The organism is Mesorhizobium sp. WSM1497 (assembly GCF_001672455.2).
Taxonomy (GTDB): domain Bacteria; phylum Pseudomonadota; class Alphaproteobacteria; order Rhizobiales; family Rhizobiaceae; genus Mesorhizobium; species Mesorhizobium ciceri.
The window spans coordinates 2,838,744-2,851,841 of the sequence record NZ_CP021070.1 but is presented as its reverse complement, the minus strand read 5'-3'; the positions used below and the strand labels follow the sequence as shown (position 1 = coordinate 2,851,841).

At 61.7% G+C, this 13,098-nt stretch carries 12 protein-coding genes; 5 read left to right on the top strand and 7 right to left on the bottom strand.

Annotated features, from left to right (window positions below; all coding sequences use genetic code 11):
* Window positions 1–118: 118 nt before the first annotated feature.
* The 3 genes from A9K65_RS13755 to A9K65_RS13745 all read left to right on the top strand — a co-directional run bounded on the left by A9K65_RS13755 (window position 119) and on the right by A9K65_RS13745 (window position 3,183).
* Window positions 119–1,306 carry a mandelate racemase/muconate lactonizing enzyme family protein gene (locus tag A9K65_RS13755; protein WP_064994742.1) on the top strand — a complete coding sequence of 396 codons (1,188 nt, stop codon included), beginning with the start codon at window positions 119–121 and terminating at the stop codon, window positions 1,304–1,306.
* Window positions 1,307–1,370: 64 nt separating this feature from the next.
* Window positions 1,371–2,156, top strand: coding sequence for an SDR family NAD(P)-dependent oxidoreductase (locus tag A9K65_RS13750; RefSeq protein WP_245322050.1), 786 nt, complete (start codon window positions 1,371–1,373; stop codon window positions 2,154–2,156).
* Between the two features lies 1 nt (window position 2,157).
* Window positions 2,158–3,183, top strand: coding sequence for a hypothetical protein (locus A9K65_RS13745; protein WP_064994740.1), 1,026 nt, complete (start codon window positions 2,158–2,160; stop codon window positions 3,181–3,183).
* 9 nt (window positions 3,184–3,192) lie between these two features.
* Here the strand turns inward: A9K65_RS13745 and A9K65_RS13740 are convergent, their stop codons facing one another.
* From A9K65_RS13740 to A9K65_RS13710, 7 genes are all read right to left on the bottom strand, one after another.
* Entirely contained in the window at window positions 3,193–3,900 is a 708-nt protein-coding gene (locus A9K65_RS13740; RefSeq protein ID WP_064994739.1) for a GntR family transcriptional regulator, read from the bottom strand.
* A 62-nt stretch (window positions 3,901–3,962) separates the two neighbouring features.
* Window positions 3,963–5,084, bottom strand: a complete 1,122-nt coding sequence (ugpC, locus tag A9K65_RS13735; protein ID WP_064994738.1) for a sn-glycerol-3-phosphate ABC transporter ATP-binding protein UgpC — start codon at window positions 5,082–5,084, stop codon at window positions 3,963–3,965.
* On the bottom strand, window positions 5,071–6,729 hold the full coding sequence (locus A9K65_RS13730; protein ID WP_064994737.1) for an alpha-amylase family glycosyl hydrolase: 1,659 nt from the start codon (window positions 6,727–6,729) through the stop codon (window positions 5,071–5,073). Before A9K65_RS13730 ends, ugpC begins: the two co-directional genes overlap by 14 nt.
* A 50-nt stretch (window positions 6,730–6,779) precedes the next feature.
* Window positions 6,780–8,438, bottom strand: coding sequence for an alpha-glucosidase (locus A9K65_RS13725; protein WP_064994736.1), 1,659 nt, complete (start codon window positions 8,436–8,438; stop codon window positions 6,780–6,782).
* Between the two features lie 18 nt (window positions 8,439–8,456).
* Complete coding sequence (locus A9K65_RS13720; RefSeq protein WP_064994735.1) at window positions 8,457–9,284, bottom strand: carbohydrate ABC transporter permease; 828 nt, start codon at window positions 9,282–9,284, stop codon at window positions 8,457–8,459.
* Window positions 9,281–10,207 (bottom strand): sugar ABC transporter permease, encoded by a 927-nt coding sequence (locus A9K65_RS13715; protein WP_064994734.1) that lies wholly within the window; start codon window positions 10,205–10,207, stop codon window positions 9,281–9,283. Before A9K65_RS13715 ends, A9K65_RS13720 begins: the two co-directional genes overlap by 4 nt.
* Entirely contained in the window at window positions 10,207–11,589 is a 1,383-nt protein-coding gene (locus tag A9K65_RS13710) for an ABC transporter substrate-binding protein (RefSeq protein WP_198327599.1), read from the bottom strand. The genes A9K65_RS13715 and A9K65_RS13710 overlap by 1 nt, the downstream gene beginning before the upstream one ends.
* Window positions 11,590–11,649: 60 nt before the next feature.
* Here A9K65_RS13710 and A9K65_RS13705 point away from each other — a divergent pair, with 60 nt between their 5' ends.
* Window positions 11,650–12,429: a LuxR family transcriptional regulator gene (locus A9K65_RS13705; RefSeq protein WP_198327597.1), complete on the top strand. Its 780-nt coding sequence runs from the start codon at window positions 11,650–11,652 to the stop codon at window positions 12,427–12,429.
* A gap of 77 nt (window positions 12,430–12,506) precedes the next feature.
* Window positions 12,507–13,097 (top strand): acyl-homoserine-lactone synthase, encoded by a 591-nt coding sequence (locus A9K65_RS13700; protein WP_064994732.1) that lies wholly within the window; start codon window positions 12,507–12,509, stop codon window positions 13,095–13,097.
* Window position 13,098 lies beyond the last annotated feature (1 nt).

The following is a 13,098-nucleotide window of genomic DNA, read 5'->3' as shown; positions in this document are numbered from 1 at the left end:
TACGCTTATGTCTACAAGATTTTTTTCATAATGTCGACATTCTCCCTTGAAGGCATTCCATCGATGCTGCATTCTTGGCGACATCGAATGCCCGCAGGCCACAATCCGAGGATGGAAGATGAACGACAGGACCGCACCCGTTTCAAAGCCTTCGCTTTGCCTCAGGATTGTCGAGATCGCTGCCGTCCCCCTGTTCGGAGAAAGTCCAAAGGGAGGCTGGTCGGTTGAAATTCGGCCTGAGGACTCAATCCATGCGCTGATCGCGGTCCATACAGACGCTGGCATTACCGGATACGGCAGTGTCTTCACCGACGGCCGTCTGGCGAAGGCAGGACTGGAGGTGCTCAGACCTCTGCTCATCGGCGAAAATGCGCTGGAGCCCGAGCGCATCTGCGAGAGGCTGCATCAGAACACCTTCTGGATGGGACGGGGCGGAACGCTGACCCATGTGGCCGGCGGCGTGGACATCGCGCTGTGGGACATTCTGGGCAAGGCATTGGGGCAGCCAGTAGGCCGCCTGCTGGGCGGCACTTACCGGAACAGGGTCCAGCCCTATTGCTCGCTGCTCATGGAAGAGCCTTCCCGCATGCGCGACGCAATTGCTCGGCACAAGGAGCGGGGATTCCGCGCGTTCAAGATCGGCTGGGGTCCATTCGGCAGGGCACTCGATCACCATCTCGACGAGACAATCGTGGCTGCCGCCCGCGACGCGATCGGTCCAGGGTCGAAACTGTTCGTCGACGCCGGGGCGAGTGACGCCCACTGGCCCCATGGCCTGAAATGGGCAATGCGGACGGCGCAGATGCTGGCCGCCTACAACGTCGGCTGGTTTGAGGAGCCACTCAGGCCGGATGCAATCGAGGACTATATCGCGCTGCGCAAGACGAGCCCCGTTCCGGTTGCCGGTGGCGAGGTGCTCACGCGCCGGCAGACATTCCTGCCCTGGCTGGCTGGCGGTGCGCTGGACATTGTCCAGCCGGACGTCACCAAGGTCGGCGGCTTGAGTGAACAGCGCCGGATCGCCTGGATGGCAGATGATTTCGGGGTCAGGTATGTGGGACACGGCTGGAACACGGCGCTCGGACTTGCAGCCGACCTGCAGCTGGCGTCGGCCCTGCCGCTGTGCGATCTGGTCGAATTCATCGGCGGCAGCGCGTATGTCGACGGGCTTCTCGAAGAACCGTTTTCGGTGGATGCTGACGGCTATGTGACCATTTCCGACAGACCCGGACTGGGCATCACATTGAGCCGCGAAAAGATCGCACGCTACACGCCAGACCCGGAACCACTGTTTCGCATTTGCTGAGCACCGCATGGTGGCGCGAGATACAGCTCGTACAGACAGTCCCGATCAGGGGAGCAGCCCGTCAATGGAAGCACAACGTCTTGTTGCACGCAGCGCCATCGTAACGGGCGCTGCCCGGGGGATCGGTGAAGCCATCGCCCGCCGTCTGGCCATGGAGGGGGCGAACGTTGTCATTGCCGACATAGACATGGACGAGGCGGAGAACGTCGCCGCATCCCTGCGTGCATCGGGCTTTGGCGCGAGAGCATGCAGGGTGGATATCGGGCAGACATCCGCAATGGAAGAGTTCGCCCGCGCCATTGTGGACGAAGTCGGATCCTGCGACATCCTCGTCAACAATGCGGCTGTCCTCGATGCAACCAGGACCGACGAACTGACCATCGAGCGCTACCGCGACGTGATGCGCGTCAATCTGGACGGCGCGCTCGATCTGACGCTGAAACTTCTGCCACTGCTGAAGCAGTCGTCCTGTGCCCGCGTGCTCAACGTTGCCTCGATCATGGGGGTGCGCGGCAGCCGGGATTCCGTCGCCTATTCGACCGCCAAAGGGGGGTTGATAAACCTCACACGATGCCTCGCCTGCGATCTTGCCGACCATGGAATCCTGGTCAACGCCATTGCGCCCGGCTTCGTCGATACGAGAATGGCCCTGCTTCCGGATGGTTCGGGCCATGAGCATGAGACCGACTGGTTCAGGGATGTCTACATCAGGCACGGCCGCATTCCCATGCGGCGCGCGGGAACCGCAACCGAGATCGCGAATGCGGCCTATTTCCTGTGCTCCGACGACGCAAGCTACGTCACGGGCCAGGTGCTGCTCGTGGATGGCGGCGCGTCGGCAACGTTCTGAAATGACCAACCCCGCTGGAACAGATCCCTGGCAGCTCGACTGGAAGCATGGATCGCTGACAGTCCTTCCAGTCGGCGCCATTCTCTGGAACTGCCACTTCCGCCTGCCGGACGGAAGCGATTTCGCGCCGTTCGCAGCCGCGTTCTGGGCCGGCGATCGGACCTATGAGAACCTGCCAGGCCACATGCAATGGCTCGGCGGAGAATTCGTCTGCGCGCCGTTCGGCGTCGGCGGCGCTGTCGAGGGACAGGCCGAAACCGGATGGCGTGACCTTCTCGGGGGCTCAACCAATTCGCCACCCCATGGGTTCGCGGCAAACGGGCGCTGGTCCGTTCTTGCCAGGGACGAAAGCAGACTGATGCTGGCCCAGGATTATCCTGCATCCTCTCCGGTGGCGCGCGTCATGCGATCGATCGAGGCGGACCCGGATGCTCCCGCGCTCGATCTCACCTTCACCGTCGAGAGCCGGCGAGCCTGTCGCATCCCGCTCGGCCTGCATCCCATTTTCGATCTCGATCGCCCCGCGGGACAACTCAGGCTGGCTGCCGATTTCGATTTCGGGCTCACTTACCCTGCGACAGTGCCACCGGACGCCATGCTGACGATGCCGGGACACGAATTCAGTCAGCTGAGCAGTGTTCCGGCGCGCGCCGGCGGATTGGTCGACCTCACCCGGCTGCCGAAGGCACAGCCGGTGGAGGACGTCGTGCAGCTGTGCGGCGTTCGAGCGCCGGTCTGCGTCGACTTTCTTGATACCGGAGCGCGGCTCACGATAGACTGGGACACCAGCGTCCTGCCGTCCTGCCTGATCTGGATAGGAGATCGTGCCCTCCAGGACGCGCCCTGGAATGGCCGGTTCCGCGGCCTCGGGATCGAACCGGTTGCTGCGGCGTTCGACTTCGCGGAAGACGTATCGCTGGCCGACAACCCGATCGCCCGGCGCGGCATCAGGACGGCGGTGGATATTTCACCCGGTGCGCCCTGCGTCATCCGCTATCGCATCGAGGCCAGCCTGATCCAGCCGTAGATCCGTTGGTCAGTTCCTGTCGCGCGCGGCGCGACGGGCGGAAATGATGCCCTCATAGTCGACACTGACGTTGTCGGTCACGATGTGGTCCCTGAGAGCCAGATTGAGCTTTTTCGATGGTGTGCCGCTGAGCGCCTCAAGCAGTTGCCTGTGCTCCTCGCACAGGCCGCCGAGGTCGCGTTCCAGGCACGCAATGGAGAAGATGATCTCCAGCCGCGGCCGCAGTGTGGTCCACAGACTTTGCAGGATCCGGTTGTTGGAAGCGAATATGATGGCGGTATGGAACTGCGCGTCGAGCCTGGCCGCCTCGCGCCTCAGGCCCTGCCGGGCAGCACCCTCCATCGCCCGCACGACCTCCGCCAGCTCCGGGATCAGCCGTTTCATTGTGCCGTTCGAAACGGCCTCGGTGATCGCCAGCGCTTCAAGCTCGCGCCGCACCACATTGAGCTCGCGCACGAGGCTCGCCGTTACGTCAAAGATACGCATCCCGCGATAGGGAATGCTCTCGATCAGACCCTGCGTCTCAAGGATGCGCAGGGCTTCGCGAATTGGCGCCCGGCTTACCCCGAGCTGGGCCGCCAGTTCAACCTCCAGGACGCGGTCTCCCGGAAGAAGAATGCCCGAGGCAGCCTGTTCGAACACTGCATCGACGACCTGATCGGCAAAGGTCTTGGCCTGGAAATTCGGATCCCGCTTGCTCAAATCCTGCGCTGACATAAGGACCTTTCGACTATACCGCCGCGGAGCACTACCATTGGCGCCCGGCATCGACTCCTGTTCTAATTCTGATTGTCGACAGGCACAACGTCTGACGAAAGACTGTGACCAGGCAGTGCTCGACCGTCTCCCCCGAAAAGGTGACAGTGCTCCGGGTCAAAGACCATCTGGACCGGGTTCCCAAGCCGCCATTTCGCCTTGCCTTCGCCGCGAACCGTCAGGGCCTGATCGCCGAAGCGGACATAGATGTGATGACAGTCGCCGAGTTCCTCGACGAATTCGACTGCACCGTCCTGCGCTGCCGGGCCTGGTCTCAGCAAAATGTGCTCGGGCCGGATTCCGAGTGTCACCTTTTCGTTCGGTGACAGGGTGGACTTCCCTGCCTGCAGGACGATCTGCTTCCCGCCAGGCAGGCGCAGCCCAACCGAGGCGTCCCCACGTTCAATGACCTCCGCATCAATGAAGTTCATCTTCGGGGAGCCGATGAAGGCTGCAACAAACATGTTGGCCGGCGAGTCATAAAGCTCGAGCGGCGCCCCCACCTGCTCGACCCGTCCGCCGTTGAGGACGACTATCTTGGAGGCAAGCGTCATCGCCTCGACCTGATCGTGCGTAACATAGATGGTTGTGGCGCCAAGGCGCGCATGAAGCTTGGCGATCTCGATGCGCATCTGGACGCGCAGGGCCGCGTCGAGATTGGACAGGGGTTCGTCGAAAAGAAAGACCTTTGGTTCGCGCACGATCGCCCTGCCGATCGCCACGCGCTGGCGCTGCCCACCCGACAGCTGTTTGGGTAGCCGGTCCATGAGCGGCGCAAGATCGAGGATCCCGGCGGCCCTGTTCACGCGCGCCTCGATCGTTGCCTTGTCGGTCCCGGCGAGCTCCAGTCCAAACGCCATGTTCTTCGATACGGTCATGTGGGGGTAGAGCGCATAGGACTGGAACACCATCGCGATCCCCCGCTCGCGCGGCAGCCTGTCGTTCACTCGATCTCCCGCAATGAGAATATCACCGCCGGATGGATCATCGAGGCCGGCGATGAGGCGCAGCAGTGTCGACTTGCCACAGCCGGAGGGCCCGACAAAGACGACGAACTCACCGTCCTCGACCGTAAAACTCACATCGTCGATGACGCGCGCGGCTCCATAGGCTTTTCCGATGTTGTTCAGCTCAACCCTGGCCATCAGTCAGATCTCCTTGTCGACCAACGCGCAGATAGGTCGCGTCATACCCGTCGAGCTGTACCCGACCCTGCTCGAAATGCCCTGAAAAGCCGTGTCCCGCCGCCGCCTTCGCGCCAGCCAGACCGGCCAGCGTCAGTTCGACCCCCGCAGGACCGAGATTGAATATGCCGATCAGCGAACCGTGCTCGGTCTCGCGTGCCACCGCCAACAGCGGAGCCGGAACATCCAGGAACCTCATTGATCCCACATGAAATTCCGGTTGCGCCTGCCGCCAGGACAGGAAACGCCGCAACCTGTTCAGGCTCGAACCTGCAGATTCTCCCTGGCGCTCGACCGAGCGGGCGATATGGCGCGGATCGACGGGCAGCCAGGGACTATGCTTCGAGAAGCCTCCGAATGGCGCCTGCGAAGTCCAGGCCATCGGGGTCCGGCAGCCGTCCCGTCCCGTGTAGACCGGCCAGAATTCCAGACCGTACGCATCCTGCAGATCCTCGAATGCAACGGGTGCATCCTCGAAACCGAGTTCCTCGCCCTGATACAGGCAGGTCGTGCCCCGGAAGGTGGCAAGAAGCGCGATGAAGAGCGGCGCGGCCCGGTCGGGACAGTCTTCGGCATGCCAGCGCGAAACAACGCGCGGATTGTCGAGATTGGAGAGCGACCATGCTGTCCAGCCATCACCCATGCCGCGATCCATCGCCGAGACCACCTGGCGGATATGGACGGGATCGGCCTCCTTCGCTGCCAGAAGTTCAAAGGTATAGGCCGTGTGGAGCCGCTCGCCGGCTTGCGTGTAGCGCCGCGTCCATTCGGGAACATCCTCGTCCACGCCGAGTTCGCCGAGCAGGAACGCGTCACCGTAGCGACGCATCAGTGCCCGCAGCCGCGACAGGAAAACCAGGTTTTCGGGCTGGTTCTTGTCGTGGAGATGAAGCTGGTGGCCATAGGGATTGCTGACCGGAACCGTCGAGAGATCGGCATCGGCCGGAACCGGCGGATTGTCCCGCAGATGACGGTCATGAACATAGAAATTCACGACATCGAGGCGGAAGCCGTCGACGCCACGCCTGAGCCAGAACTCGAAGACATCCAGCACCGCCTGCTGGACGTCTTCTGTGTGGTAGTTAAGGTCGGGCTGCGAGCGCAGGAAATTGTGCAGATAGTACTGTCCGCGCTGTGGCTCCCACTGCCAGGCCGAGCCGCCGAAAAGCGACAACCAGTTCGAGGGTGGCGATCCGTCGGGCCTGGGGTCGGCCCACACATACCAGTCCGCCCTCGGGCTGGAACGGCTGACGCGGCTTTCCCGGAACCAGTCATGCTGGTCCGACGTATGGCTGACGACAAGATCAAGCAGAACCCTGATGTTGCGCGCATGAAACGCGGCCAGCACTGCGTCGAAGTCGGCCATGGTTCCGAAGATCGGATCGACGTCGCGATAGTCTGCGACGTCGTAGCCAAAATCCTTCATCGGAGATCTGAAGAAGGGCGAGATCCAGACCGCGTCGACACCCAGTGACGCGATGTAGTCGACCCCCCCGAGAAGGCCCGGCAGATCGCCTATGCCGTCGCCGTTGCCGTCCCTGAAGCTGCGGATATAGACCATGTAGATGACGGCCGAACGCCACCATTCATCATCGTGAACTGTCATTTGCACTGCCTTCCTTGCAGGGGTCTGGACGGGCGCCGCGAGCTCGCGGCCTATGCCTGGGCGGCGGGAGCGAGGCTCAGGAACACGGCGTCAAGTGCACCCAGACGGATTCGTCCCCTGTTGGCAGAGCCGGTGAAACCGTGGCCGGCAAGGAGACTGGAAACCGCCAGTTCCGGAGCATCGAACTCGACTGGTTCACTGCCGAGATTGAACACCGCGGCCACGACATCGTCGCCGGCCTCCCGGATCAGTGAGAGCACAGCCTGTGGTGCGTCGAGGAAGCGGACACTTCCCCATCGCAGAGCCGGGTGTTCTTTCCTCCAGGCAAGAAACTGCCTCACCCGGTTGAGACTCGACTCCGGATCGCCTTCCTGGCTTTCCACCGAACGCGCGACCTGCGCCGCGTCGACAGGCAGCCATGGCCTGACCTCCGAGAAGCCTCCGAACTGTCCCCTGGACGTCCAGGCAATCGGCGTCCGGCAGCCGTCACGTCCCTTGAAAGTCGGCCAGAACTCGATGCCATAAGGATCCTGCAGCTGGTCGAAGGCGATTTCCGATTCAGAAAACCCGAGCTCCTCGCCCTGATAGTAGAGAGCGGTCCCGCGCAGGCAGGCCAGCAATGCCATCAGCAGTGGCGCTGCACGGTCGGGGTCACCGATCTGCCAGCGCGAGAGAACACGCCTGACATCGAGGCTCGAAAGAGCCCACGCGTGCCAGCCGTCGCCGATACCCTCTTCCATCTTCGAGACAATGTTCCGGACCTCATCGGGCGAGGTCGTGGCAACCAGCCTGAACGTATAGGCGGTGTGAAGCCGGTCCTGGCTCGTATAGGACCGGGTCCACTGGGGTTCATCCTGATCGACAGGCAGTTCACCGATCAGGACTGCGTCCCCGTACAGCTTCATCAGCGCACGCAGCTGTTCCAGAAAACCAAGGTTTTCCGGCCGCATTTTCTGATAGCTGTGAAGCTGCATCGCATAGGGATTGCTGCGCGGTGCGGTCGAACCGGAAAACCCGTCCGGAATCGCCGGATTGTCCCGCAGCTCCCTGTCATGAAAATAGTAGTCGGCCGTGTCGAGGCGAAACCCGTCGACACCGCGCCTGAGCCAGAACTCGAAAGCGGCGAGCGTTGCCTTGGGGACGCTCGGGTTGTGGTAGTTCAGATCGGGCTGCGAGCGCAGGAAGTTGTGCAGGTAGTATTGCCCCCGACGGGGATCCCACTGCCACGCCGAACCCCCGAAAACGGACAGCCAGTTGTTCGGTGGCGAGCCATCCGGCTTCGCGTCGGCCCAGACATACCAGTCCGCTCTCGGGTTGGTTCGATCGGCCCTGCTCTCGCCGAACCAGGGATGCTGGTCCGAGGTGTGGCTGACGACCATATCGAGCAGGACCTTCACGCCGAGCCTGTGGAAGCGGGCGACGACGGCGTCAAAATCAGCCAGCGTCCCGAAGACAGGATCCACATCGGTGAAGTGCGCGACGTCGTAGCCAAAATCCTTCATCGGAGAGACGAAGAAGGGGGAAATCCAGACCGCGTCCACACCCAGCGACGCGATGTAGTCCGCCTGTTCCAGCAGCCCCGGCAGGTCGCCAACGCCGTCGCCGTTTCCATCCATGAAGCTGCGGATATAGACCATGTAGATGGTGGCGCCCCTCCACCAGTCCCGGACGACTACGTCACGCCCCGGAGCCAAGCCGTTCTTTGTCATTTCAGATTTCCTTTCAGATCAGCCTTTTACGGCGCCCGCCACGAGGCCGGACACGATGCGCCTTTGAAAAACGAGCACGAGGAGGACCACCGGAGCCGTCACCACCACCGAAGCCGCCATGATTTTCCCCCATGGCAGTTCGTAGTGGCTGTTGGCGTTCATGGTGGCGATTGCGACAGGCACGGTGCGGACATCGTCCGTCAGCGTGAATGTCAGTGCGAACAGGAATTCATTCCAGGACGCAATGAAGGTCAGCAGGCCCGTCGTCACCAGCGCCGGCGTCATTAACGGCAGCAGGACGCGCGTGAGAACGATGAACGGCGTAGCGCCGTCGACATAGGCTGCTTCTTCGAGCTCAACCGGCAGTTCGCGCATGAAGGACGTCAGGACCCAGACCGTGAACGGGAGGGTCAGGATGAGGTTCGACATCACAAGCCCGCCCAGAGAATTGTAGAGGCCGAGCCCTCGGATGAGCTCGAACAGACCGGCCAGCACCGCGACCTGCGGGAACATTGATACAGACAGGATTGCCAGCATCACCGTATCGCGCCCGCGGAACCGGATGCGGCCCAGAGCGAAGGCCGCGCCGAGTGCGACAAAGAGGGACACCGCAGTCACAGCAGATGCTACGATGAACGAATTCAGGATGTTGCGCAGGAACTGGCCATCCGCGAGCACTGCGACAAAGTTCGACAGTCCAACATGGCTCGGCCAGAGCTCGGCTACGAACAGGTCGGCGCCGGATTTCAGCGACGACACGATCGCGTAGTAGAACGGGAACAGTACATAGAATGCCGCGAGGAGCACGAGCGCATAGAGGCCTGTCTTGCGTAGAACCGCCCTCATGACAGTCTCCCCACAGTGCTCGACCTGGTCGCGGTCAGGAACATGACCGTCATTGCCGCAATCGTCAGGAACAGGAGGGTTGCAGCAGCCGAACCGTAGCCTGCCAGCTGAAAATCAATCAGCTCGCGGCGTGCGAACATCGACATCGACATGACGCGCTTGTTGTTTGAGGTGAGGACGTAGATGACGTCGAACACGCGCAATGCATCGAGTGCCCGAAACGTGACGGCGACGATCAGGGCTGGCCAGATCAATGGAAGGGTGATCCGCGTGAAGATTGTCCACGGCCCGGCGCCGTCGATGCGTGCTGCCTCAAAGCAGTCCCTCGGCAGCATCTGCAGTCCTGCCAGTATGAGCAGCGTCATGTAAGGCGTTTCCTTCCAGACATCGGCGATGATCACGGTCCAGTAGGCGATGGCGGGATTGGCAATCCAGGCGACAGGTTCATGAATGGCGCCGGACATCAGAAGCACGTGATTGACGACGCCGTACTGGTCGTTGAGCATCCAGCCCCACAGCCTGGCCGCGACAATCGTCGGGATTGCCCACGGGATCAGGATCGCGGCCCTCAGCAGTCCGCGTCCCGGAAACTCGCGATCGATGAGCAGCGCCAGCGCGAATCCGATAACGGTCTCAAGCACAACCGAAATGCCCGCAAAGGTCACCGTGTTGTACACGGCGCGCCACCAGTCACGATCCACAAGCAGTCCCGACCAGCCGCTCCCGTCATGCGCAAGAAAGTTCGAGAAGCCGACAAACTGGCCGCTTGTTTCCGCTCCAAGGCCGGCGTCCGTCAGGCCGAGCCAGATCGTGCGGAACAGCGGCCACGCTGCTACCGCCGCAAAGACGGCGATAGCAGGCGACAGGAATATCCACGCGGTCCGGACACGTCGTCTCTCCAGCGAGACTGCGCCTGCCGACATCACCACCCTCCCCGGCCTATCTTCGAAAGCGTTGCCTCCAGTTCCGGCAGCGCGTCCTCGGGAGTCTCGCTTCCCTCCAGGACTGCATGGACGCTCTCCCAGAAAGCCGCCGACACCTGGTTGTACTTCGCGCCTGTAACAGTCGAGGGCAACGCCACACCGTTCTGGACGATCGGGCCAATGCTCGCGAACAGGGGAACGGCCTTCAGGATATCCGCATCCTCGAACAGGGCAGGTCGCGTAGGCAGGAAGGAATTGGAGATCGCGCGGCGTTTCTGCTCGGCGGCGCCGGTCAGATAGAGGACGAGATCGACCGCGAGTTCCCTGTTGCCGGAGTACTCGGACACACCGAGGCCCCAGCCTCCGATATTGCCAGTGGGCTTGCCACCCTCGACGTCTCCACGCGGCAGAGCTGCAACCCCGAACTTGCCCTTGACCGGACTGTCATCGCTGCTGGCCAGCGCCCAGACGTAGGGCCAGTTGCGCAGGAACACGGCGTTGCCAGTCTGGAAGATGCCGCGCGTCTCCTCCTCCGCGTAGCCAAGCACACCTTCGGGCGAGATCTTGCCGACCCAGCTCGCAGCGAGCGAAAGCGCCTTTGCGGCGTTCGCGTTGTTGATGGTGATCTTTCCCTTGCGGTCGATGACGGTGCCGCCGCCGAAAGCATCGATCCATTCGATCGCGTTGCAGGAGAGGCCTTCATATGCCTTGGCCTGGAAAACGAAACCCCAGAGCTTGTCATTGCCGGCGGCATGTTCGGCATCCATGATGGACTGCGCCGTCTGCGTCAGCTCCTCCCAGGTTTTTGGAACCTCTTTGCCGTATTTTTCGAGCAGATCCTTGCGGTAGTAGAGGACGCCCACATCATTATACCAGGGAAGCCCGACGAGTTTGCCGCCGACCAGATAGTCGGCCAGGACATTGGGATAGTGCTCGGCCTCGCTTCCCTTCGTGTATGGCTTCAGGTCGATGAAGTGTCTGGCCAGCGCTCCCGGCCATATGTTGTTGAGCATATACACATCGACCTCGCCTGACCGGGAGGTCAGCTGCTGCTGAAAAAGCCCGTACAGTTCGCTGGCATCCTCGACGTTTCGAAGTGCGCGGATTGTATTGCCGGTTTTCTTTGCCCATGCCTCGGCGCCGCTCTTGCACAGGTCAAATTCCGTCCCGGCCACGCCGCACGTAATCGTGATTTCCGCTGCCGCTGCACCCCCGGTTCCAGCCATCATCAAGGCACCGAGTATCAGGCCGACCAAACTGCGCTTCTCCATGGCATTCCCCTTTTCCTGAATGAACCGTCGCTCTTGTGGCGTCGGTGTATGAAAATCATAATGTCGACATTTGTCAATCATGAATCGACCTATTCGAATGTCGACATTCATAATATCCTACACTACACTCGATCGTCGGGGAGCGTTTTGACGCCTGTGAGGGATGGGACAATGCTGCCAAGCCGCTCGAGACCAGCCTGGTCGAACGGCACAACAAGAAACTGGCGGCGCACGCTCGATGAAACCTATGCTTTCATGCTGGACATCCAGCGCAGCAAGACGGCGAAGGACGTCGGCGCGGCGCTTCTCTCGTTCGCCGGACGTTTCGGCACGACCAGTATCCTTGCCGGCATCATCCCGCCCCCCAGCGCCTCACGCCGTGAGCAGCTGTCCCATGTGCTGCTGGATCACTGGCCGGCTGAATGGACGGATCGCTACTTCTCGAAAGGCTATCTCTATCGTGATCCGACCATCCGGCTCGTCGCGCAGGGAAGTCAGCCATTTTCGTGGCGCGAAATCGGCAGCCTTGGCGACTGGCCCGGCGGCCGCCGCATCATGGACGAGGCAGCCGAATTCGGACTGCGTGAAGGTCTGACGTTTTCTTTCCTGACTCTCGAGCGGCAGCGGGTCGGGCTATCCATTGCCGGCGAAAGACTTGAACTGCCGCCCGGCGAACAGGACGCGTTCCTCCTCATCGCTGCATATGCTTTTGGAAAAGCAGTAATTCTGGCCGAAGAAAACGGGCAGACAAGGAGGATCGGCCTTTCACCTCGCCAGAACGACGTCCTGCAATGGGCTTCCCTGGGACTGTCTGTCGAGGCCATTGCCGATCGCCTCGGGATCAGCAGCCATACCGCCGACAGTCATCTGCGCGCCGCACGAGAGAGACTGGGCGTACAGAACACCGTGCACGCCGTGGCCGAAGCATTCAGGCTCGGTCTCATAGCCTGACCCACGGAATCGCGTGATGCCCGAACGGGAATGAGGCCGGCAGACTGCAGGTTGACCTCAATCCCGAAGGACAACCGATGCTGCACATCGTGACAAACGAAAATGTCGACCTCTATCGCGAGGAAATGCAACAGGCCTTCCGCCTTCGCCACAAGGTGTTTGTGGAGGAGAGAGGCTGGTCGGAACTGCGACGTGAGGACGGTCAGGAGATCGACCGGTTCGACAACGAATACGCCGTTCACATGCTCTTCATCGAGGACGATAATCATGTCATCGGCTACCAGCGGCTGCTGCCGTCGACACGGCCACATCTGCTGTCCGAGGTGCTCTCCTCCCTCTGCGAAGGTGAGCGGCCGGTTGGTCCGAATATCTGGGAGTGGACACGCTACTGCGTCGAGGCCGGCCATCGCGAGCGCGGCCGCATGCTGAGCCCGGTGGCGAACGCGCTGCTTGGTGGTATCGTCGAGTGGGGCCTCCACAACGGCGTGGATACAATCATCATCGAGATGAATCCGCTCTGGCTCCTTCGGCTTGTGCAGTTTCATTTCAGGGTGACGCCCCTTGGGCTGCCTCAGGTAATCAGCGGCGAAGAGGCGGTCGCAGTCACCGCGAAGTTCGACGAGCGGACGCTCGCCAGATTATACGAAATGCGGAAAGCGACTCCCTAGG

Bases quoted from the DNA above. Each gene is read 5' to 3' on its own strand.
- A9K65_RS13715 (WP_064994734.1), bottom strand. From the start codon at position 10,207: ATGTCGGCAGGCGCAGTCTCGCTGGAGAGACGACGTGTCCGGACCGCG.
- ugpC (WP_064994738.1), bottom strand. From the start codon at position 5,084: ATGGCCAGGGTTGAGCTGAACAACATCGGAAAAGCCTATGGAGCCGCG.
- A9K65_RS13700 (WP_064994732.1), top strand. From the start codon at position 12,507: ATGCTGCACATCGTGACAAACGAAAATGTCGACCTCTATCGCGAGGAA.
- A9K65_RS13750 (WP_245322050.1), top strand. From the start codon at position 1,371: ATGGAAGCACAACGTCTTGTTGCACGCAGCGCCATCGTAACGGGCGCT.
- A9K65_RS13710 (WP_198327599.1), bottom strand. From the start codon at position 11,589: ATGAATGTCGACATTCGAATAGGTCGATTCATGATTGACAAATGTCGA.
- A9K65_RS13730 (WP_064994737.1), bottom strand. From the start codon at position 6,729: ATGACAGTTCACGATGATGAATGGTGGCGTTCGGCCGTCATCTACATG.
- A9K65_RS13740 (WP_064994739.1), bottom strand. From the start codon at position 3,900: ATGTCAGCGCAGGATTTGAGCAAGCGGGATCCGAATTTCCAGGCCAAG.
- A9K65_RS13705 (WP_198327597.1), top strand. From the start codon at position 11,650: ATGCTGCCAAGCCGCTCGAGACCAGCCTGGTCGAACGGCACAACAAGA.
- A9K65_RS13755 (WP_064994742.1), top strand. From the start codon at position 119: ATGAACGACAGGACCGCACCCGTTTCAAAGCCTTCGCTTTGCCTCAGG.
- A9K65_RS13720 (WP_064994735.1), bottom strand. From the start codon at position 9,284: ATGAGGGCGGTTCTACGCAAGACAGGCCTCTATGCGCTCGTGCTCCTC.
- A9K65_RS13725 (WP_064994736.1), bottom strand. From the start codon at position 8,438: ATGACAAAGAACGGCTTGGCTCCGGGGCGTGACGTAGTCGTCCGGGAC.
- A9K65_RS13745 (WP_064994740.1), top strand. From the start codon at position 2,158: ATGACCAACCCCGCTGGAACAGATCCCTGGCAGCTCGACTGGAAGCAT.